Origin of the sequence: Paraburkholderia sp. BL25I1N1, assembly GCF_003002025.1 — a bacterium.
Taxonomy (GTDB): Bacteria; Pseudomonadota; Gammaproteobacteria; order Burkholderiales; family Burkholderiaceae; genus Paraburkholderia.
Window position 1 is genome coordinate 58,896 of record NZ_PVZB01000002.1, and the last position, 20,555, is coordinate 79,450.

The window sequence follows — 20,555 nt, forward strand, 5'->3', positions numbered from 1 at the left end:
CAAACTCGCCCATTCCAATACCGACATTTTCGACAGAGGACAGACCATGAACCACCGCCCCGCTACCCCGACCCGCACCCGCCGCGTGTTCGCCACGCTCGCCGCGACGCTGGCCTTCACCGCTCTCGGCGCGCTGTGCGCGTTGCCGTCGGCTGCGCATGCGGACGCGCTCGACAACATCGCCAAATCGGGCACGGTACGCATTGGCGTGTTCGAGGACTATCCGCCGTTCGGCTCGATCGGCCCGGACATGCAGCCGATGGGTTACGACATCGACGTCGCCAACCTGATCGGCAAGGCGCTCAACGCCAAGGTCGAACTCGTGCAGGTGACGGGCGACAACCGCATGGCCTATCTCGCCGACCACAAGGCGGACATGCTGCTGTCAGTCGGCCAGACGCCGGAACGCGAAAAGGTGATCGATTTTTCGCAACCGTACGCGCCGTACTATCTCGCCGTGTTCGGCCCGAAAGCCCTGCCGGTTAAGAACGCCGCCGACCTCGCCGGCAAATCCATTTCGGTCGCGCGCGGCACGCTGGAAGACCTGAGCGTGACCAAGATCGCGCCGCCCTCGGCGAACATCAAAAGATTCGACGATCCTAACGGCGCAATTTCGGCGTTCCTTTCTGGTCAGGTACAGTTGATGGTAGTCGGCAACGACGTCGGCGCCACGATTCTCGCGCGTCATCCGGCCAACGATCCCGAGCAGAAATTCTCGCTGTTCAGCTCGCCCGATCACGTCGGTTTGAACAAGAACGAGCCGCGTCTGAAGCAGAAGGTCGACGAAACGATTGCCAAGGCCCGCAAGGACGGCACCATGAACGCGATTTCGCAGAAGTGGCTGCGTGCGCCGCTGCCGGCCGACCTCTGAACCTTTTTGTGCGGACCACGCAGCGTGGTCCGCGCCGGAGTTTGACCTCACGATGAGCGCCACGCCATGACCTATGCGTTCGATTTCAGCGGCTTCGGCCTCTATGCGGGGATGCTCGCGCGCGGCGTCGCCGTGACTTTGGGGCTGACGGCGGTCTCGACCGTGCTCGGCGGGATCGTCGGCATCGCGGGCGCTAGCGTGGCGGTGGCCGGGCCGAAATGGGCGCGCTGGGTGGTGGCGAGTTATGTGGAATTGATCCGCAACACCCCGTTCATCGTGCAGTTGTTCTTCGTGTTCTTCGGCTTGCCGAGCCTCGGCATTCATATCGATGAAGTGCAGGCCGCGATTCTGGCCATGACCGTCAATCTCGGCGCTTATGCCATCGAGATCGTGCGCGCCGGCATCGATTCGATTTCGCGCGGCCAGGTGCAGGCGGCGCAGGCGCTCGGTCTGCATGGGCGGCAAGTGTTTCGCTTCATCGTGCTGCCGCAGGCCATCGCCAATGTGTTTCCGGCGCTGCTGAGCCAGGTGCTGATCGTCATGCTCGGCTCGGCGGTAGTCTCGCAGATCTCCGTGCCCGATCTGACTTACGCCGCCAACTTCATCCAGTCGCGCAACTTCCGCTCGTTCGAGAGCTACCTGATCATCACCGCGACGTATCTGGTGCTGTCGATCGTATTGCGGCAAATCCTCAACCGGCTCGGCCGCGGTCTGTTCGCGGGCCGTGCGGCGCGCGGCAACGAGAGCGCGCCGCGTAACTGGCGCAATCGCCTGATGTGGCGCGGCGCCCGCACTCTGCCCACGGAGCGCTGATCATGGTCGAATTCACGCTGTGGGACATCGCCCGCAATCTGTTGCTTGCCGCGCGCTGGACGGTGTTGCTGTCGCTGATCGCGTTTGTCGGCGGCGGCGTTGTCGGGCTGATTCTGCTCGCAATGCGCGTGTCGCCGATCGCCTGGCTGCGCCGCATCGTCGTGCTGTATGTAGAGGTGTTTCAGGGCACGCCGCTGCTGATGCAGCTCTTTCTGACGTTTTTCGGCTTGCCGCTGCTCGGTGTCGATGTGTCGCCGTGGGTCGCAGCCACCGTCACCTTGACGCTCTACACGAGTGCGTATCTGGTCGATATCTGGCGCGGCTGTGTCGAAGCCGTGCCGCGCGGCCAGTGGGCCGCGGGCGCGAGTCTCGGCATGACGTTCGGCCAGCAGTTACGCTATATCGTGTGGCCGCAGGCGCGCAAAATCGCGGTGGCGCCGACGGTCGGTTTTCTCGTGCAGGTGGTGAAAAGCACCGCGCTCGCGTCGATCATCGGCTTCACCGAATTGACCAAGACCGGCACCATGATCACCAACGCCGCGTTCCGCCCGTTCCCGATTTACGGCATGGTCGCGATGATTTACTTCGCCATGTGCTTCCCGCTGACGTGGTACGCGCGAGTGCTGGAAAAACGGCAGAAGGTGGGGCAACATCGTTGATGCCTCGCTCCCGCGCATGAACAAAAAGCGGCAAGCAAATGAAGCGGCACCCTCTTTTCAACCGACATGCTCAGTCATCTGGTTACGATTACCCGCGTCCGCATGAGTTTTCGATCACCCGCGATGCCGGCTGCCGCTTTGAGAAACACGCGAGGCGTTGCTTATCGCCGCACGCCCGCGCTTCATGCCCTGCGCGAATGAAGATATCTGAAAAACTCTACGCCTTCCTGCAGGCGCCGTTTCATCATCTCCCAACTTATCAGCATCTCACGGACGATTTCCCAGATCTTTGTTGGTCTGAAATAAAAGCGTTTGTAGAATTCCTCAACGCCAAGGTAGATCTCTTCGCGCGACAGGTGCGGATAGCCGATAGTGGAAGCTTGAGTGCCTGTCGAATTGATGAGGGCGATGACCTTCCCTTCATTCAACCATCCGTTCTCGACCGCCTGCTTATGAAGGACGGTTCCCGGATAGGGCGCAGCGAGTGACACCTGAATCGTGTGGGGATTGATCTCTTTCGCGTATTCGATCGTCTTCTGGATCGTTTCGCGCGTCTCGCCGGGAAGCCCGAGAATGAACGTGCCGTGGATCTTGATGCCGAGTTTGCGGCAATCGTCACTGAACTGGCGAGCCATATCGGTCCGCAGGCCCTTTTTGACGTTCACGAGAATCTGGTCGTCGCCGGATTCGTACCCGACGAGCAGGAGCCGTAGCCCATTTTCTTTCATGACCTTGAGGGTTGAATACGGCACGTTCGCCTTCGCGTTGCACGACCACGTCACCCCTAACTTGCCAAGACCACGAGCGATCTCTTCGGCTCTCGGTCTGAGATCCGTAAAGGTATCGTCGTCGAACATGATCTCCCTGATTTCGGGCATGTTGTCCCTGATCCATTTCACTTCTGCGAGGACGTTCTCAACCGAACGCGTGCGGTAGCGATGCCCCCCGACCGTATGCGGCCAGAGGCAAAAGGTACACCTGGATTTGCAGCCTCGCCCTGTGTAGAGCGACAGATACGGATGCTTGAGATAGCCACTGAAGTAGTTCTCGGGCGTCAGGTCGCGCTTGTAGATCGGCGAGACGAACGGTAACTGGTCCATGTCTTCGAGAATCGGCCGGGCCTCGTTATGCGTGATCCCGCCGTCGGCCAGGCGATAGCTGAGACCGAGAATCGATGCGAACGGGAGGCCCTGTGCGATCTCGCGACAAGTGAAGTCGAATTCTTCACGGCACACGAAGTCGAGTGCGTCGCTCGCGGCTAATGAGCCCTGAGGATCGACGGCGACTTTTGCCCCGATCATCCCGATGAGGATTGAGGGCTTGCGCTGCTTTAAGTGCTCTGCGAATTGAACATCAGTCTGGAACGATGGGGAGCTTGTGTGAATGATGACCAGTTCGTATTGCTGAGCAATATCGAGTGTCGTTTCCAGCGACAGGCCGTCCGCGGGAGCATCCACGACGCGGCTATCCTCAATCAGCGCAGCGGGCTGGACTAGCCACGTTGGGTACCAGAATGATCGAATCTCGCGCTTCGTCTGGAAGCGTGAGCCCGCTCCGCCATCGAAGCCTTCATATGAAGGTGCCTGCAGAAACAGCGTTTTCATGAATGCCCTCGAAGAGAATAGTCTGCGTGGCCGGGATCAGTCACCCGCACGGACTCGCCAGGCCTCGGCGATGTTCGCCAAGTGTTTCGAAGCCTTCAAAAAGATGACAATGACTGGAGTTGCTTTGGACGTTGTCGTCTCCTGTGGGCCCCAAGGGAACTGGCGTGCAGCGATTCGCCGCACCATCATATTCTCAGAGCCGCACGACAGTCGACGCGAAGTAGTGAGGCAGCGGCTAAAGCTGGGGAGCAGGAGGCGGATCAAGAATACTACGACTTGGGATGTCGGCATGGCAAAAAATTTACCTGTTAACCTGCCGGCCGGCGCAGCGTGATTACGTTGGAATTGGAAAGGTCGTATCAACTCGGTGTCGATGCCCAGCTTAGCGAAACACACACTTAAAAGACAACGCTGTGGCAATCCTAACCGCTTTTGACGGCATCGGCGATTCATCCTGTACTAGACTATCTCTGGGCCGCCCGAGACTCACCCCAGACATCAGAGGGTCCGGCGCCGCGCAGCACCGGGCCGTCGTCGAATCCCCTACGGAACGGCCAGCGGCAATAGCGACACGGATTCGCGCAATCACAGCGCTTGCTGCTGCAAAGCCGGAGACGAACCATGATGCAAGATCGAGTCAATACCGACGGTGTTCCTCTTGGTAATGGCAAGCACATCAGCCCGACCGAATTTTTGCTGATGGCAGGCTTTCTTACCTATCGCGCTCCGCTGGCGCCGATTGCTGCCCGAGTTGCGGCCCGACGCGTTCTCGATGCCGTACTCGGGGCAGCGGCAGCTCACGGATTCGCAGATTCGGACGCGCTCGAGACGATGATGGCGCGCGCCGAAAAGTCAGCGTACATGCGGATGCTTGCGGAGCAGGCCGCCGCCGCCGTCGGGGATACGGTCGCTTACCTGCACGTGCTTCGATGCGCCGGCGTAACGCTGGAGGTGGACCCGTAGACGCGCTCTTCGACGAACGTCCGCGCGTCGGCTCGATAAGCCATCCCATCCATAGCAAACAGTTTGTCAGTACGGGCTATTTGCGCATCAGCACCCGCCGCAGCAGCGATGCCGGCACTTCGAAGCAACCCGCCCCCCCGCATAGCCCGACTTATGCGCGCGAATCGCTTTTGCTTCATCAATCGATTACCCGTTCGTCCTGAACGGACGACAACAGGCCATCACTGTCCACTTCGAAACGGAAGCCGCGCCATGTCACACGCGACGACCAGAAACTCGCGACGAATATCGCAAAGGAAACGATATCCCACAGCGGCGACAGCCATAGATCACGATGTGCATGACGCAGAACGCGGTCCGACACCAGCTCAAGCGCGAGCCTGGCGCCCATTGTCGCGAGGACGAGTTGCCACGACCACGCGGCGGCGCCGGACAACATCACGGCAAACAGTGCGAACGCGAGCGGGTGAACGAGCACCGACCCGAGATACCCGAGTGGATCGACACGGCGGATCGTGCGGCTCCAACGTAGTTCGTGCGCGATCAGCTGGCGCGCACTGCTTTCAACGCAGGCATGCGCGACCGTGAAGGGCGGGATCGACACCTTTTCGCCAGCGAGCCGCACCGCCTCACCGATCGCATGATCCTCGGCCAGATGCCTGGCGAATTGCTCAAAACCGCCGATCTTGTCGAGCGTCGTGCGTCGCATCGCGATGGTCTGCCCAAAACATGGCCGCGCGAGGCCCAGTTCGAGGGCGATTACCACGCCCGGAAGGAACTGGTAGTTGGTGGCTTTCGCCGAAAGGCGCGGCCAGAAACCCGCTTCGGGTTTGCCGCAATAAATGCACGTGACGAGTCCGACGCCCGGCTTCTGCAACTCGCCGATGACCTTGCCCAGGTAGTCGGGTGCGACGCTCACATCGCTGTCAGCAAACACCAGTACGTCGTATCGCGCTTGCGGCATCATGTTCAGGATGTTGCTGATCTTGCGGTTCGGCCCATACAGCCGCGCATCGGCGACCACGGTGATGTGTGCTTCGGGATGCAGGCGCCGCAGGGCATCGACCGTGAGTAGCGCTGGATCCGCCGGGTCGTTCACGCCGAACAGAAACTGCACCGGGCCGGGATAGTCCTGGTGGCAAAAGCTCGAAAGATTGGTGAGCAATCCCCGTTCGTCGCCGTACAGCGGTTTGACGATGGTGACTGGCGGATAGCTGCTCGGCACGCACGCCGAGCGCCGGAAAAAACGTCTGATTAGCAGGGCCGCGACGATCGTATAGGCGATTCCGAATACCGCCCCCGCGCCGCACGCCACCGCCATGGCCACGATCAACAGACGCACGGCGCTCACGCTGCGTGACCAGGCAGGAAATGGAAGAACCTGACGCCCTCGCGAAGGCACCGCCTCGTTGCAAAACGTCGTGCCCGGACACGGCGCGGCGCGCAAAGCACCTGCGCATCGGCGGCGACTGACGCAGGCTGGGCATCAAACTCCACTGCACATGGATCTTCGGTCCTCTCGATGAAAGCAAACGCAGGATCGAAATATTTATCGAAAACGTCGTACAACGGGACCTGCAAGAATGAAGTTTTCATGAAGCCTCCCGTAAGCACCGCTAGTGCGCTTACAGTTTTTTTGACCAATGAAATGCTTGCAAGTAAAAACTCGCTCTGAACGAACTGCGCCGTGTAGATGGAGGTAAAACTAGAGCCTGCCTAGGGAGCGGTGGCTTCGCCGGAGCCCTCCGGGCTTAACTGCGGGACCGTGGTGCCGCCTTCGCTTGCACCGGGAGCGGCGGCTGGCACAATCACCGCCGGCGGGGTCGGCGCTAGCGCAGCGTCGACAAGGAATCCGGTCGACGTTAGGAAAATCACGGCTGACAACACAAAGCCCATTGAGCGTGCCTCCCGGTGCTTGTGACCCGTGCCGACGACCGGGCCATTCGCTTTCTGGCTTTTACATCCTAGACCAAAATGAGCTAATACGATGCATCATTTCAAACTGGGTATCAGCAACGCGTGAACGACGGTTAACGACCTGGCAACGTAAGCAATACTTTGCATATCGATTCGACTTCACTCCGCGAACCGTACTGCGACAAAACCATTCACCGTGCCCGTGCGGCAAGGCGCTCAATGATCCGGTCAGCCATCGCGCGGTCGATGACTTCGAATGAGCGGCTCATGCGCAGGTAGGCATACATGTCGCCAGTCGCGATGTCGAACCACCAGCCGCTCAGCACCAGCGCCCCGGCAGTGACCTGCTGGCGCACAATCGGGTAAGTCATGAGATGCTCGAGTTGCACAAGTACGTTGAGTTGCGACAATTGATCGTGCGGTTTCAGCCTGTCATCGAGTGGACCTTCGTGTTCGAGGCGAAACGCCGCGGTGTTGGCGTGGCACAGCCACTTATCGAGGTTGGGCGTTTTCAGCTTGGCATTGCGTGTAGACACGGCTTTCATCGCGCCGCACCCGGAATGCCCGCATACAACAATATTCGCGACTTTCAACACCAGCACTGCGTACTCGATCGCGCTCGCCTCGGAGAGGTCCCCGGTAGACACTCCCTCTGCGGTCGCCGGCGGTACCAGGTTGCCGACGTTGCGCATCGTGAACAGATCGCCCGGATGGGTCGAGGCAAGCAGATCGGGTACAACCCGGCTGTCCGAGCACGTGATGAAGAGCGCGTCAGGCGCTTGCGAAAGCGCGAGCTTGCTGAACTGCTTCGCGTATTGCGGCAGCATTTTCTCGCGGAATTCGACGATACCCAATATGAGTTTGCGCATGGCTTGCCTCCGCAAGGCTAGTTGTTCGCCGGCGAGGCTGCCGAACCTCCAAGCCCTTGCGAGTCAGGGATACGTGCCAACGCCAGGTCCTCCGGAAACGGATGCTTCAACGCGATCGCGCGATCGAGCAGCATCAACTCGACGAGCAACGCGGCATGACGATGCTCCGGCAGCCTCTGGATGAGGTTCTCTATCGCCGCGCGCAGACGCCGCGCGATTTGAATGCTGCCCGCGCCGCACTGTCGTATCTCGCGGAAACTAATGTGCACGAAGTCTTCCCATTTGGGCGTCCACAAGATCACACGCACCCGTCCCGACCCATCCACCATCTCTTCGATGTGCAAAGACCGTTTGCCCACCACCCGCAATAGCCGGTGCAACTGATCGATCGCAAGCACCGCTGTGGTGGGATCGTTGATCGCTGCCGAAAGCGCTTTCAGCGCAATATCCACCAGGATGCGAAACGCGAACATAGGGTCCTGCTCCATCGTGCGTTCCGTTCCGAAAGCAACGAGCGCGCGCAGCCTGCTGTCGTCGATTGCGCCAGAGTTCCCGTACAAATGGAACAAGGGTTCGCCCATCGCGACGAAATCACCGACTTGCGGCACGAATTCGATGACTGCATCGGCACGCCGTGCCTTGGTCACCAGCATTTTCAGATTCAAGGCCAGAACGATGCCGGACTTGCCTTGGTGACGAACAATGTGGTCCGGCACGTCTCGCTCTTTGTCACGTTTCGCGGGAGTCGCTCCGTCCGCAGTCAGGGCTGGATAAACGCTCTCGATGACGGCGATCCCTTGCTCTCCGACGCGCGCCACAAGACTCACGGGACGCAGAAATTTCGCGGCGTAATCAATCAGGAAAAGGAAAGCGACGACCGAAGCGAACCCAAATAGCGCCGCAATGAACAACTGAAGCTGGTGTACCTCATTTTCCCCCATCCACGCCAGCGTTCTATTTGCAAACAGCAGTGTGAAAACGAATAATCCCGAGATGCCGCGAATGATGTTATCGCGCAGCAGTGTCGTCGCGATGATCCGCGGGGTGTACTGACCGCCAGCGACCTGGATCGCGACGAGCAGCGAACCGAACGTAAACACCAGAAACGCCATGTCTGCGGAAACGATGTCACCGAGCAACGACCGCGCGCCAGTCATGGACAGCCCAAGAAAGCCGGTCTTAGGATCAAGGCTCCCCTGTCTGATCATCCACCTGCCCACCATTTCGGCCGCAGGCTTCACCACGGCATAGATCGCGACGGCGAAGAGCGGCACGGTCCACAGCGAAGATCTCAGATAGCTCTTCAAACTGTACCAGCGATTCCAGCCCATGCCTGCTATCTCCCTACGATTCATATTGCAGCGGACACCCGTCGGTGTCCAGTCCAGCGCTGCGGGAACGTCCATGACCTCCTTCTCTAGCCGCGGTGCGCGACCGGCGGACAGACGGACCTCCCTGACACAATATGTTCCCTGAACTTCAGGCCGGTCAATGAGACCTTAGGCCCACAGGATAGGGACGTCGAGCTCAGCTACAGTAATCGGCGCTGAAATCTATCGGCTCGTTCAGCGATACAATTGGGCGGGCTTCGATGTAGCCTGCTCCTGGTGCTGCGAACGGTTGAGCGGTCGTAGCGCGCCAGGTCGGTTGTCTCGAACTATTGTGCTGGCACGGAATGGCGGTCTCGTGGAAGACAAGCAGAACGATCTAACTGACAGGAGCGTGTCATGCTCGTTCGGTACGCTGTGTGGCAGGTTGCAATTGTGCGGGCGATGGCGAGGTCGCTTGAAATGCCCGCGCTCCCGACGCGTCGGCCCCGCCGCGCAGCATGGGTGTGCGGCGCTCTGACCTTCGCCCTGCTGCCGTGCCCGTCGAATGCGCAGACCGCGCCGAGCCAACCGACGGGCAGTGCCGTGGTCGGTGGCAATGTGAAGCAACATGCTAACGCTGTGCTCTCCATCATGACCTACACAACAGTGCCCGACGTTACGACCAGTAACCTGTCGGTCAATAACGGCACTACGGGCAATCCCGGCTTCGGTCAGACGCAGTTCGGGGGCGGCTTCACTATCAGCAAGTCGTTCCCGTTGTACATGGAGGGCACGCTCGCGTATAGCCGTTACGATCCGACCTTTGTGGCTACAGAGGGCGCAGAGCAGCGTCCGGTGCCGACACGGTGGAACACTTTCAGTGGTACGGTGGGCCTCGGCTGGGATTTCCGGATCACAAATGAACTGGTGTTCCGTCCGATCCTGAACGGTACGATCGGACGTGTTTCAAGCGATCTGAAGGTGGGGCAGTCGATCTTCAATCACGTCACTGATCGCAATCTACAGTTTCTCGAGAATGGCTCGCTGGACGCGTACGGTTACGGTGGCTCACTCATGCTCGACTACGAGCATTACCGCGAAAACTACGAAATCGATGCCGAACTGCGTGCCACCGACATCTACCTGCGCAGCTTCGGCGGTTCATCGGAGGCAGTTCAGGGATCGGCCATGGCGCAGCAACTGAGCCTGTGGACACGCTGGCGGGCCCCTACCGGCTGGCACGCGCTGGACCGGCCGATCCGCTATGTGCTGGAAGCCGCGTACTCGCACTATTACGGCGACAGTGCCGGCGTGCTGGGGTTCAACGACCTCACGTCGTTGGGAGTCGGGCTTGAACTCGACAGCAGCAGGTATCCCGTCATCATCACGCGCACGCGCGCGATGGTGCGGTACGTGTTCGGACACAACGTGCATGGCGTTTCATTCGGGTTTGCAATGAGTTTCTAGCTCTTTTGGACCGTCGCCCTCAAATCCCGGTTTGCCAGCAGCACGTTGCGAGCGGCTGGCCGACTCCGCAGAGCGTGCAGGCTGTCCAACCCGCCTCATTGGACCAAAGTCCTATATAACATCTCGCTCAATCTGTATAGGCTGAAGTCCGCTGCCTGGCAGACCAACGCGGAGATATTCATGAAAAGCACCATTGCGGCCGTCATTACGGCTTCCGCTGCACTGTTGTCCCTTCCTGGCGCCTGGGCGCAACAAAGTTCCGGCGCGAGTTCATCGTCAACCTCTGAACATCCTGATGAGATCGTCAGGATGCACCAGCAGGTTGCCGCAGCGAATCGCGAATACAACCGTGAGGTCGCGGCTGCCAAAAAAGTCTACGACCACAAGAAAGCGGAAGCGAAAAAGAAGCGTGACACTGCGGTTGAAGCCGCCCAACACGGCACGAGCCAGTAAAAGTATTCTGATTTTTTCAATGGCTCACGTACCGCATCTTAAAGACGTCCGGTATCGCTACCGGGGGAATTGATGGACGATCTGGAACCTGTCTGGACCACGGGCTGAGTTGCGGGCGGCTCCTTGAGCACCCGCGGTTCCACAGGCACGGTACGGGCCGGACTGCGCGCTGCCTCATTGTTCGCGTCGTTCGTTTGCCCGCTGTCGTCCTCGGCGTCCTCGTCAGACTGCGACCATGCATTGGGCCCGTTTGCCGGGGTATGAAGCCGCATATGCGGTACAGGAATTTCAATACCCGCTTCATCCATCTTGCGCTTGAGTCGAGCGTTAAAAGCGCGCGCCACGCTCCACTGCTGCAACGGACGCGTCTTGATCTGCCCTTTCACGACCATCCAGTTAGCCTCGAATCGGTCTAGTCCCCACACTTCGACGGGCGCAAGTATTTCGTTGCGCAGGCGAAAATCTTCCTGCAGGTCGGCGCCCACTTCCACAATCATGCGTGTGACGTCATCGAGTTCAACGGCGAAGGGCACCCGTACCTCGAACACCGCGTTGGCGAAGTCGCGCGAGAGGTTCTTCACGATCTTGATCTGCGAGAAGGGAATGGTGTGAACCGCACCTTGTCCGTCGCGCAACCGGACCGTGCGGATCGTCAGATCCATAACGGCGCCAGCATGGCTGCCGTCAATCTCAATCCAGTCGCCGACCGAGATCGTCTCCTCGATAATGATGAAGAGGCCCGTGATCAGATCAGTGACGAGTGCCTTCGCACCGAAGCCGACCGCGAGACCGATCACGCCCGCACCCGCAAGGAGAGGTGTCAGATTGACGCCCAGAGTGGCAGCGGCAACGATGGCAGCGAGCGTCACAACCGTCACGGAAACAGCGTTGCGTACGAGCGGCAACATCGTGCGTGCCCGCACGCCGGGATCGAGTGCTTTGTTTCGCGAACTGCTCGGGCCCAACGCGTTGAGGATTGCGGTATCGCAAAGTATCCATATGAACCAGGCGCAGAAAACCGTCGCGATGACTGTAACCAGCGCGTGCTTGAAACTGGGTGTCATCGTGCCGTGCTTGATCATCCGCGCGATCGGACCGCTCCACAGGTCCAGTTCGAATTGAATGAACGCAAGCCACATCAGAAGAACGAGTAGCGTGCTCGCGAAGCGCAAGAGTCGCATCAGATGCGGCGCGCGACGGTGCGCACGGGTGTCCCTTCGGCGCGTCAGGTGCATCAGCAGCGCCGACACGAACAGCGTGAGCACGAGTAACAACGCACTGAGAAGCGACGGCTGCAATACGTTTTCTTCCGAACCGCGCGCGTCGATAATCGCAACGACCGACGCGATCGCGATTAAAAGGATCGGGATGTGCCACAGCGATGCGAGGATATCGAGCGCCTCCGTGGCGAGTTTGTGGTCACGCCTTCCCGCATACGGGCGATTGCGTATCAGATGCGTGACAGGGCGCCGGTAAGCGATTGCGAAATAACCGATCAGGACGGCCGCTGCCACGTTGGCGGATGCCGACACGAGCCCGGCGAGATTCACGCCGAGCAGGCCCGTGACGTCCGGATTGGCCGTCGCGTCGCCGAGCGCGCCACATGCACCGATCGCGAAAAGCGGCCAGCGGCTTTGCGCGAGCAACTGGTGAACCGCGACACGCCGGTGTGCAGTATTGAACACCGAGAACACGATCAGGCAGAGCGCCGAGAAAATCGAACCCGCGACTATTGTATAAACGATCACAAGCCCTAACGTGCTGCCGAGCGCGTCAGGCATTCCTCGCATGAACAACGCCACCGCCACGAATGCGACGATCCATGGCGCCGTGCGCCAAAATGCAAAATTCAAAAGTTCGAATGAAGTTGGACTCGGTTCGAGCGTGACCTTCCAGCCATAACGTGCACTGACGCTCCGCCCGAGATAGATCAACAGGCCAGCGCACGCGGCCCAGCCCGCAAGCGTCCCGATCAGGCCAAGCAGGACGTTGCCGAACGACTCGCCGCTTGCGCCTCTGAAAATGGTCCCAAGATCGTTGGCCGCCGCGCGCGAACGAGCCGCCCAGTAATGCAACGGTGTGCGGCCCTCGCTCAAATCCGTCTCGACAGACGCAATGCCTGAGGCAATCGCGCCGAGCAGATCGCTGTTGTCCTGTGCGGACGATGCCGGCACCACGGGTGCGGCACTTTGGGTGCCTGCACGAAGCCCCTTCAACTGGGCGACCAGCGCTTTGCGCTCTGGGTCGCTCTCGAGCGTGCCGATCAGGCTGTCCAGCGAGCGCGCCAATTCGGCCTGACTCGCGAGCGTTGGTGTCGATGCAGCCTGTGCCGCCGAGGCAGCCGGCGCAGAGCCACCCGTCGCATTGTCGACGAGGTTTTGCAATCCGGATGGCAACGCGGCGGCCGCCGGATTGATGAGCGCCGCGGACAGAACGAGGAAGCCTGTCACGCTCAGCCATAAGCAGGCGAAACTCACCCGCCCGCACGTTACGTCCGCAGAGGGTTGCATTCAGCTCGCGCTAATCTGGTTCGAAAGCGGCTTGCCCGTCTCGAACTCCGTGACGCTTTGCAGGGTCGTGGCGCAGATCGTCGTGACCGCCTCGCGCGTGAGAAAAGCCTGGTGTCCCGTCACGATCACGTTCGGGAAAGTGATGAGCCGCTGCAGTATGTCGTCCGCGATGATGGTGCCGGACAGGTCGCGAAAAAACAACTCTGCCTCCTGCTCGTACACATCGATCGCAAGGCCGCCCAACTGGCCACTTCTCAGCGCGGCGATCACCGCCTCAGTGTCGATGAGCGCGCCGCGGCTGGTATTGATCAGCAGCGCGCCGGGCTTCGCGCGCGAAAGCGTATCGGCGTCTATCACGTGATAAGTCTCGGGGGTAAGCGGACAATGCAGCGAGATGATGTCCGCGCTCACGCCGATTTCTCCCGGCAGCGCGTAACGCGCTCCTAACGCCTCGAATTCCGGCGACGGAAACTTGTCATAGCCGATCACGTTACAGCCGAACCCCACCATGATCTTACCGAAGACCCGCCCGATCTTCCCTGTGCCGATGACGGCGACCGTCTTGCCGCACAAGTCGAAGCCCATCAGACCGTCGAGAGAAAAATTGAAATCGCGCGTGCGATTGTAGGCGCGGTGGATTTTGCGGTTGATCGCCATCAGCAGCGCGACAGCATGCTCGGCCACCGAGTTCGGCGAGTAGTCCACCACGCGAACCACCTTGATCCCGAGGCTGTCCGCCGCTTTCAGATCGACGTTGTTGAACCCGGTGCAGCGCAAAGCGACAAGCTTCGTGCCGCCCTGCTTTAGCGCCTGAAGTACGGGCGAATCCGCGAGGTCATTGACGAAGATGCACACGGCGCCGTGCCCTGCGGCAAGCGCGGCCGTCTCGATGTCGAGGGGCACGTCGAAGTACTGAAGACGGTGGCGGTGCGCCGCGTTCGCGGCGTTGAGATACTCGCGGTCGTAAGGCTTCGCGCTGAAGACGGCTATGTCCATCGAGGGCCTCCGTGGCTGGTCGAGGTTCGGGGGTTCGGCTGACGCACTATCCGCCCGTCAGTAGCACGGCAACCTGCACGAACAGGATTTTCACAATGGTCATCGACGGGAAAATCATTGCGTAGCCGACGTCGGGCCGATCGGTCGGTGCGACACGGTTAGCGAATGCGAGGATCGCCGGATTGCCCGTCGCGCCGCTGATGACGCCCACCGTCATGTCGAACGGCAGCCTGAAAATCCATAGGCAAACAAGCGCCGTAACGACGACGAGCGCGAGAAGAATAGCGACGCCATAGAGCAGGAACGACACGCCCGTTACGCCGACGGTCGCGAAGAATTTCGGGCCAGAGGTGATGCCCACCTGCGCAAGGAAGATAGTCAGACCGAAGTTGCGCAGTACCAGATTGGCCGAGAGCGGCATCGTCCAGACGAACGGCCCGAAGCGCCGCACGCGGCCGAGGACGAGCGCCGTCAGGAGGAGCGCTGCGAGCCCGAGCGCGAGCTTGCCGACACCCGGAATCGTGAGCGGAATCGCGCCCACCAGGAGGCCAAGCGCCGCACCGGCGCCGATCGAGATGAAGTTCAGCTCGGCCGTGCCCTTGATGGAATCGCCGAATAGAGCACGAATCGGCTTGAGATGCGCGCGATTGACGAGCACGCCGACCCGGTCGCCGAATTCGAGGACGAGCTCCGGGTTCGGCATGAGGTCGGCGTCGCCGCGGCGCACGTGCGCGATCGTGCAGACGACGCCCTCGGGGAAACGGATGTCGCGCAACATGCTACCGACCACGCCCCGGCTCGACGCGAACACACGCGCGTAGTCGAGATCCTCCCGATGGCTCGCCATGCGGCCGGGCTGCAGTTCGCCGGACATCGAGGTGGCCTCGCGCAGCACGGCTGGGTCCGTGGCGGTGGCGAGAAGGACATCGTCGGCGGCGAGGACGAGATCGTCGGCGGGCGGCCGATTGTGGTGGTCGCGGCGAACCGCGGCGATCCCAAGCCCTGACGGCATGCGTGCCGCGAACTCCGCCAGCGTCACACCGATGAACGCCGGATTTCTCAAGGCGATCTCGGCGGTTTCGACGAGCTTGGGCGGCGGCCGCGCGATGTTCGGCTTGAGGAGTGCGCTAAGGGCATACAGGAAGAGGATCGGCCCCGCGACGCCCACCGGATACGCGACGCTGTAGCCCACCGTGGGGCCGTCGCTCTTCATGGCGGCCATCGCGGCTTGCAGGCTCGCGGTGCTGGTGCCCGCGCCCGCAAACATGCCTAGCGCCTCCTCCAGCTTCACGCCGAAGAGCGGCACCAACGCAACGGACACAAGCCCGCCGATCACGACCCCGAGCACCGCAGCCGCATTGGCCTTGAGACCCTCGATGCTCGTCAGGCCCTTGAAGAACTGGTCGCCGTACTGGATGCCGATGCCGTAGAGAAAGAGCAGCAGCCCGAGCGTGCCGAGCAGCGCGGGCGGTGCAGCCTTGGGCGCGAAACCGCCGATGGCCAACCCGACGAACAGCACCGCCCCGGCGCCGAGCGACACCCCCTTGATGCTGATCTCGCCGACCAGATAACCCAACGCGACCGTCAGAAACAGCGTGAAGAGTTGCTGGGTTTCGAGCAATGTCCTGAGTGCATCCATAACAGTTCCTTTCGAGGCACAAGGACGCTGCGGCGTATCGAACCGCCGCGCCTGGGTCGCTCCACCCGCTTGACGCTCGTCCGGTCACATTAGCTGGGATTGAAGAATTTCGACTGTCTGAAGGCGAAATTTCAATCTAGGTTTAAAGACCTTGAATGACAATACGACCATGGTCCGATGCCTTAACGGCAGGCGCAGACTCGTAGCTTGAACTACGATGGTAAGCGGAGTCATAGCATTAATTTGGGTAACGAACCATCAAGTCGGTGCCTGTTATTCAGGGGGCGTCAAACCAGACGTCGAAGCGAAGAAGTACAAAGCCGACATCCGCGCGGCGCTCGCGGCGCCAACATCCAGAAGTTTGAAGCGCTTGCTGCCACGCGCCTGCGTGTCGTGCTGATCGATGCGTCCCGGTTCGACACTGCGGCCCCGAAGGCGGCCGACGTCCCCGCAACCCAGTCCTTCAGCAGCGGCCCACGCACCCTACCGGAGGACATGACATGTCTAAATGGAACCGTCGATTCACCGGGCTCGTAGTCGCAACGCTTCTAACGGCTTCGACGGGAGCGTGCTGGGCGACGGAGCAGGCGCAGCAACGCCGCGCCGGACGCGATGTTCGCCAGGACACTCGCCAGGGCGCGCGACACACCAAGCAGGATTGTCGCGCCGCCAATCAGCAAAGCAATTCGCAATGCCGGCAGGACAAGCGACACACCAAGGAGCAGGGACGCCAGGCGGCCCGAAACATCAAGTACTGAGTCTGGATCGATGCCCATCACCAAACTGAGCGTCGTCAGATTACCGCAGCCTCGTTGTTTCGAGCGTAGCAAGCACGTCCGATAGCAACCCATGCCTGCATTCGTCTGTTAAGCGCGGCGCGATGTTCGGTGAGAACAGAGACTGTCAGGTCTGATCACCCGTACCGGAGCACTCACATGCTTAATCGACTCGCATTTTTAACGGCATGTACCGCGGCGCTGTTTCTCGCGGCTTGCACGGAACCGCACCGGCAGGTCGAGGCTGGTGCAGACCAGTCCGTACTTATCGGCCGGTTGGGTCCGCCCAAGGAAACTTACGATCTGCCGAACGGCGGCAAGCGGCTGATGTGGCCGACCCAGCCCATGGGTACGACGACTACCGCAGCCGACATCGACGCTTCCGGCAAAGTGCTGGGTGTTCGACAAGTACTTCAGGACAATGAGTTCCATCGCGCGGAGATAGGTAAGTGGACCCGCAACGACGTGCTCGTCAACTTTGGCCGCCCCTTCGAAACCGCCTACTTTAAGCGAACGAACCGGGAGGTCTGGTCATACCGGTACCTGGAGAACAATATCGACCATCTGCTCTACCACTTCTACTTCGATGATCAGGGCATCTTGCGGCAGACGCAGAGACAGCCCGATCCGAGATTCGATCCCAGCATGCGCAACCGGTTCTAGCGGCAAATCGATGATCTCTTCAGGTCGATGCGTTCGAGGTTGACCGCATCGATCGGATCACGCCATGATGTGCACCCCTCCATCGACATATAACGTCTCACCCGAGAGACGTCGCGCATACGGCGTCGCGAGAAAGGCACAGGTGAAACCGACGTCCATGATGTCGACCAGCTCGCCGAGCGGTGCGCGCTCGGCCGCTTCTGTCAGCAGAAGATCGAAGTCCTTCAGGCCCGATGCCGCACGCGTCTTCAACGGGCCCGGCGAGATCGCATGTACGCGGATACCCTGCGGTCCGAGTTCATAGGCAAGATAGCGCGCGCAAGCTTCGAGCGCAGCCTTGACGGGGCCCATCAGGTTGTAGTTCGGGACGACCTTGTTCGCACCGTGATAGCTCATGGTGAACATCGAGCCTCCATTTTTCATCAAGGGTGCGGCAAGCCGCGCCATGCGCACGAACGAATGGCAGGAGATATCCATCGCGGCGCCAAACCCTTCAGACGAACTGTTGAGCAGCCCTCCCTGAAGGTCGGCCTTCGGCGCCCACGCAATCGAATGCACCAAGATGTCCAGATGATTCCATTCACTCGCGATCCGCCCGAATACTGCTTCCAGTTCTTCCTGGCTCGACGCGTCGAGCGGCATGAAAATCGGTGCGTTCAGACCCGTGGCAAGCGGTTCGACATGGGGCTTCGCCTTTTCATCGGCGTAGGTAATGGCCAGTTCGGCGCCCAGTTCGCGAAACGCCTTTGCGCAGCCATAAGCGATCGAGTGTTCGTTCGCAATACCCGTCACGAGCGCTTTCGCGCCTTGCAGAACAGGCTGTGGATGATCCAGACTCATCACAAGATCTCCTTACACTCTTACGCTCGTTCAGTGAGCGCCAATCAGATTACGGGTGTGCCGCGCGATCATCAGTTCCTCATTGGTGGGAATGACCCATACGCCGACCTTGCTCGAAGCAGCACTGATGCGTGGACCGTCCGCAGCGTTTGCGTTCTCGTCAAGTTCGATGCCACACCAACGCGCCTTTTCAGCGACCCGCCGGCGGATTTCCGCCGACCGCTCGCCGATGCCGGCAGTGAAGACCAGTGCATCGAGTCCATCGAGCGCGGCCACGAGCGATCCGAGTTCGCGCCCGATCCGGTACGTGTACAGCTCGATCGCGAAACGCGCGCGGGCGTCGTCGCTCGCGAGCAGAGTGCGCATATCGCTCGATATGCCGGACACACCCAATAGACCTGAGCGGCGATACACCAGGTCTTCCACCTCGCGCGCGTTCATGCCCAGTTCGTCGAACAGATACAGGATGACGCCGGGATCGAGATTGCCGCAGCGCGTGCCCATCGGCAGTCCGTCTACAGCGGTGAAGCCCATCGTGCTCGCGACGCTGCGGCCTCCCAACATGGCGCACATGCTCGCGCCGTTGCCCAGATGCGCGACCACGGTGCGCCCTTTCGCGGCCTCGGGTGAGATGTGCGGCAACGCTTTCGCGATGTATTCGTATGAAAGACCGTGGAAACCATAGCGCCGCACACCTCGCGACGTAATCGACTCGGGCAGTGCGAAGGCGTAAGCGAGTTCCCCCTGGGTTGCGTGGAATGCGGTATCGAAACAGGCCACCTGTGGCATTGCCGGATTCTGCGTCGCGATGATGCGAATCGGCTTCAGATTGTGGACCTGATGTAACGGCGCCAGTGGCGCAAGCTTGTCGAGTTCGTCGAGTACGTCCGGGGTGGCAAGCGCCGGTTGCGCGAAATGCCGGCCTCCATGCACGACGCGATGCCCCACTGCGATAAGGCGATTGCCGCCGCGATTGCTGCGCAAGAACTCACCGATATAGGCAATCGCGCCCTCATGTTCGAGCCGCGCGCCAGCGCCCCACTCTTTGACGCCGAGTTGCTCGCCGGACTGGTCGAATGCCAGGAAACGGGGCGCGGAGAAAAGGCCTTCGATCTGGCCACGCAGCACCAGCGCCAGATCCTGCGACCCGGCATCGAAGGCGCTAAATTTGATGCTGGACGAGCCGGCATTGAGTACGAGAATGACATCGGCCATCGCTTCACCCCATGAGTCTGGATTCTTCCTTGCGCATCCGCGCCACCATCGACGCGACCGCACAGGACGCTAGCCGCGTCCTGACCGAATCCGCGCGACTCGTCAGAATGATCGGCACGCGCGCGCCGAGCACGATGCCCGCGGCATCCGCGCCCGCAAGAAAAGACAGACTTTTTGCCAGCATGTTGCCCGCTTCCAGATCGGGCACCATCAGCACGTTCGCGCGGCCGGCTACTGGCGAGTCGATCTTCTTGGTTCGTGCCGCTTCGAGATCGATTGCATTGTCGAGCGCAAGAGGGCCATCGACGAGCGCGCCCGTGATCTGATGGCGGTCGACCATCTTGCACAAGGCCGCGGCCTCGATCGTCGATGGCACCTTCGGACTCACTGTCTCGATCGCCGACAGGATAGCCACGCGCACCTCAGGCATCTGCATCGCGTGCCCAAGATCAATGGCGTTCTGCAGAATGTCGACTTTCTCCGCAAGCGTGGGCGCGATGTTAATGGCGGCGTCCGTGATGATCAGCGCGTTCTCGTGCCCAGGCACGTCCATCACGAAACAATGGCTTACCCGGCGCGCCGTGCGCAGCCCCCTTTCGCGGCTCACGACCGCACCCATCAGTTCGTCCGTGTGCAGACTGCCCTTCATCAGCGCCTCCGCTTTGCCTTCGCGCACCAGTTCGACTGCCTTTGCAGCGGCGGCGTGACTGTGCGATGCATCAACGAGGGTGAAGTCCGCGATGTCCAGGTTCTCTTGCGCGGCGATCGCTCGGATGCGCTGCTGCGGCCCAACGAGAATCGGTATGATCAGCCCAAGCTCCGCTGCCTGAACCACCCCTTCCAGCGAGCTTCGATCGCATGGGTGCGCCACTGCGGTGATGACTGGCTGTTGCGTGCGGCAAAAGTCGATGAGCCGTTGATACTTGTCATGCTCGCGGTCCATGAGATCTCCTTCGTGCCGGAGGCCCGGCTGGCTGGCACCGCTGTCAA

General features: G+C 60.7%; 19 protein-coding genes. 8 read left to right on the forward strand and 11 right to left on the reverse strand.

Annotated elements, in window-relative coordinates; all coding sequences use genetic code 11:
• Window positions 1–46: 46 nt before the first annotated feature.
• From B0G73_RS03100 to B0G73_RS03110, 3 genes are all read left to right on the forward strand, one after another.
• Window positions 47–871, forward strand: coding sequence for a transporter substrate-binding domain-containing protein (locus B0G73_RS03100; RefSeq protein ID WP_106277823.1), 825 nt, complete (start codon window positions 47–49; stop codon window positions 869–871).
• 66 nt (window positions 872–937) lie between these two features.
• The gene (locus tag B0G73_RS03105; protein ID WP_106277825.1) at window positions 938–1,684 is read left to right on the forward strand and encodes an amino acid ABC transporter permease; all 747 of its coding nucleotides are present in this window, start codon (window positions 938–940) and stop codon (window positions 1,682–1,684) included.
• A gap of 2 nt (window positions 1,685–1,686) precedes the next feature.
• Window positions 1,687–2,343, forward strand: coding sequence for an amino acid ABC transporter permease (locus B0G73_RS03110; RefSeq protein WP_106277827.1), 657 nt, complete (start codon window positions 1,687–1,689; stop codon window positions 2,341–2,343).
• Between the two features lie 182 nt (window positions 2,344–2,525).
• Here the strand turns inward: B0G73_RS03110 and hpnJ are convergent, their stop codons facing one another.
• The gene (gene hpnJ, locus B0G73_RS03115) at window positions 2,526–3,947 is read right to left on the reverse strand and encodes a hopanoid biosynthesis associated radical SAM protein HpnJ (protein WP_106277829.1); all 1,422 of its coding nucleotides are present in this window, start codon (window positions 3,945–3,947) and stop codon (window positions 2,526–2,528) included.
• A gap of 621 nt (window positions 3,948–4,568) precedes the next feature.
• Between hpnJ and B0G73_RS03125 the strand changes: the two genes are divergently transcribed.
• Window positions 4,569–4,910, forward strand: coding sequence for a hypothetical protein (locus B0G73_RS03125; RefSeq protein WP_106277833.1), 342 nt, complete (start codon window positions 4,569–4,571; stop codon window positions 4,908–4,910).
• A gap of 178 nt (window positions 4,911–5,088) precedes the next feature.
• Here B0G73_RS03125 and hpnI read toward each other — a convergent pair whose 3' ends face one another.
• The 4 genes from hpnI to B0G73_RS03145 all read right to left on the reverse strand — a co-directional run bounded on the left by hpnI (window position 5,089) and on the right by B0G73_RS03145 (window position 9,102).
• A complete protein-coding gene (hpnI, locus tag B0G73_RS03130) occupies window positions 5,089–6,261 on the reverse strand; it encodes a bacteriohopanetetrol glucosamine biosynthesis glycosyltransferase HpnI (RefSeq protein ID WP_106277835.1) in 1,173 nt (390 codons plus the stop codon).
• Window positions 6,258–6,506, reverse strand: a complete 249-nt coding sequence (locus B0G73_RS03135; RefSeq protein ID WP_106277837.1) for a hypothetical protein — start codon at window positions 6,504–6,506, stop codon at window positions 6,258–6,260. The genes hpnI and B0G73_RS03135 overlap by 4 nt, the downstream gene beginning before the upstream one ends.
• Window positions 6,507–7,018: 512 nt before the next feature.
• On the reverse strand, window positions 7,019–7,696 hold the full coding sequence (locus B0G73_RS03140) for a carbonic anhydrase (protein WP_106277838.1): 678 nt from the start codon (window positions 7,694–7,696) through the stop codon (window positions 7,019–7,021).
• A gap of 17 nt (window positions 7,697–7,713) precedes the next feature.
• Window positions 7,714–9,102, reverse strand: coding sequence for a DUF2254 domain-containing protein (locus B0G73_RS03145; protein WP_258193159.1), 1,389 nt, complete (start codon window positions 9,100–9,102; stop codon window positions 7,714–7,716).
• A gap of 384 nt (window positions 9,103–9,486) precedes the next feature.
• Between B0G73_RS03145 and B0G73_RS03150 the strand changes: the two genes are divergently transcribed.
• Together B0G73_RS03150 and B0G73_RS03155 are read left to right on the forward strand one after the other, a co-directional pair.
• Window positions 9,487–10,473 (forward strand): hypothetical protein, encoded by a 987-nt coding sequence (locus tag B0G73_RS03150; protein ID WP_258193169.1) that lies wholly within the window; start codon window positions 9,487–9,489, stop codon window positions 10,471–10,473.
• A gap of 180 nt (window positions 10,474–10,653) precedes the next feature.
• Window positions 10,654–10,926, forward strand: a complete 273-nt coding sequence (locus B0G73_RS03155; protein WP_106277844.1) for a hypothetical protein — start codon at window positions 10,654–10,656, stop codon at window positions 10,924–10,926.
• A 38-nt stretch (window positions 10,927–10,964) separates the two neighbouring features.
• On the opposite strand, the gene B0G73_RS03160 is transcribed toward B0G73_RS03155, so the two are convergent.
• From B0G73_RS03160 to B0G73_RS03170, 3 genes are read right to left on the reverse strand one after another with little or no spacing between them, the layout of a single operon-like run.
• The gene (locus tag B0G73_RS03160; RefSeq protein WP_106277846.1) at window positions 10,965–13,436 is read right to left on the reverse strand and encodes a mechanosensitive ion channel family protein; all 2,472 of its coding nucleotides are present in this window, start codon (window positions 13,434–13,436) and stop codon (window positions 10,965–10,967) included.
• Window positions 13,437–14,432 carry a 2-hydroxyacid dehydrogenase gene (locus B0G73_RS03165; protein ID WP_106277847.1) on the reverse strand — a complete coding sequence of 332 codons (996 nt, stop codon included), beginning with the start codon at window positions 14,430–14,432 and terminating at the stop codon, window positions 13,437–13,439. It lies immediately after the preceding gene.
• A gap of 46 nt (window positions 14,433–14,478) precedes the next feature.
• Window positions 14,479–16,071, reverse strand: a complete 1,593-nt coding sequence (locus B0G73_RS03170) for an aspartate:alanine exchanger family transporter (protein WP_106277849.1) — start codon at window positions 16,069–16,071, stop codon at window positions 14,479–14,481.
• Between the two features lie 500 nt (window positions 16,072–16,571).
• Here B0G73_RS03170 and B0G73_RS03180 point away from each other — a divergent pair, with 500 nt between their 5' ends.
• Window positions 16,572–16,829: a hypothetical protein gene (locus tag B0G73_RS03180; protein WP_106277851.1), complete on the forward strand. Its 258-nt coding sequence runs from the start codon at window positions 16,572–16,574 to the stop codon at window positions 16,827–16,829.
• Window positions 16,830–17,006: 177 nt separating this feature from the next.
• Entirely contained in the window at window positions 17,007–17,510 is a 504-nt protein-coding gene (locus tag B0G73_RS03185; RefSeq protein ID WP_106277853.1) for a hypothetical protein, read from the forward strand.
• A 57-nt stretch (window positions 17,511–17,567) separates the two neighbouring features.
• Here the strand turns inward: B0G73_RS03185 and fabI are convergent, their stop codons facing one another.
• Genes fabI through B0G73_RS03200 form a run of 3 tightly spaced genes read right to left on the reverse strand, consistent with a single transcriptional unit; the run spans window position 17,568 to window position 20,508 of the window.
• A complete protein-coding gene (gene fabI, locus B0G73_RS03190) occupies window positions 17,568–18,350 on the reverse strand; it encodes an enoyl-ACP reductase FabI (protein ID WP_106277854.1) in 783 nt (260 codons plus the stop codon).
• Window positions 18,351–18,380: 30 nt separating this feature from the next.
• Window positions 18,381–19,565, reverse strand: coding sequence for an acetate/propionate family kinase (locus B0G73_RS03195; RefSeq protein WP_106277856.1), 1,185 nt, complete (start codon window positions 19,563–19,565; stop codon window positions 18,381–18,383).
• 4 nt (window positions 19,566–19,569) lie between these two features.
• Entirely contained in the window at window positions 19,570–20,508 is a 939-nt protein-coding gene (locus B0G73_RS03200) for a phosphate acetyltransferase (protein ID WP_106277858.1), read from the reverse strand.
• Window positions 20,509–20,555 lie beyond the last annotated feature (47 nt).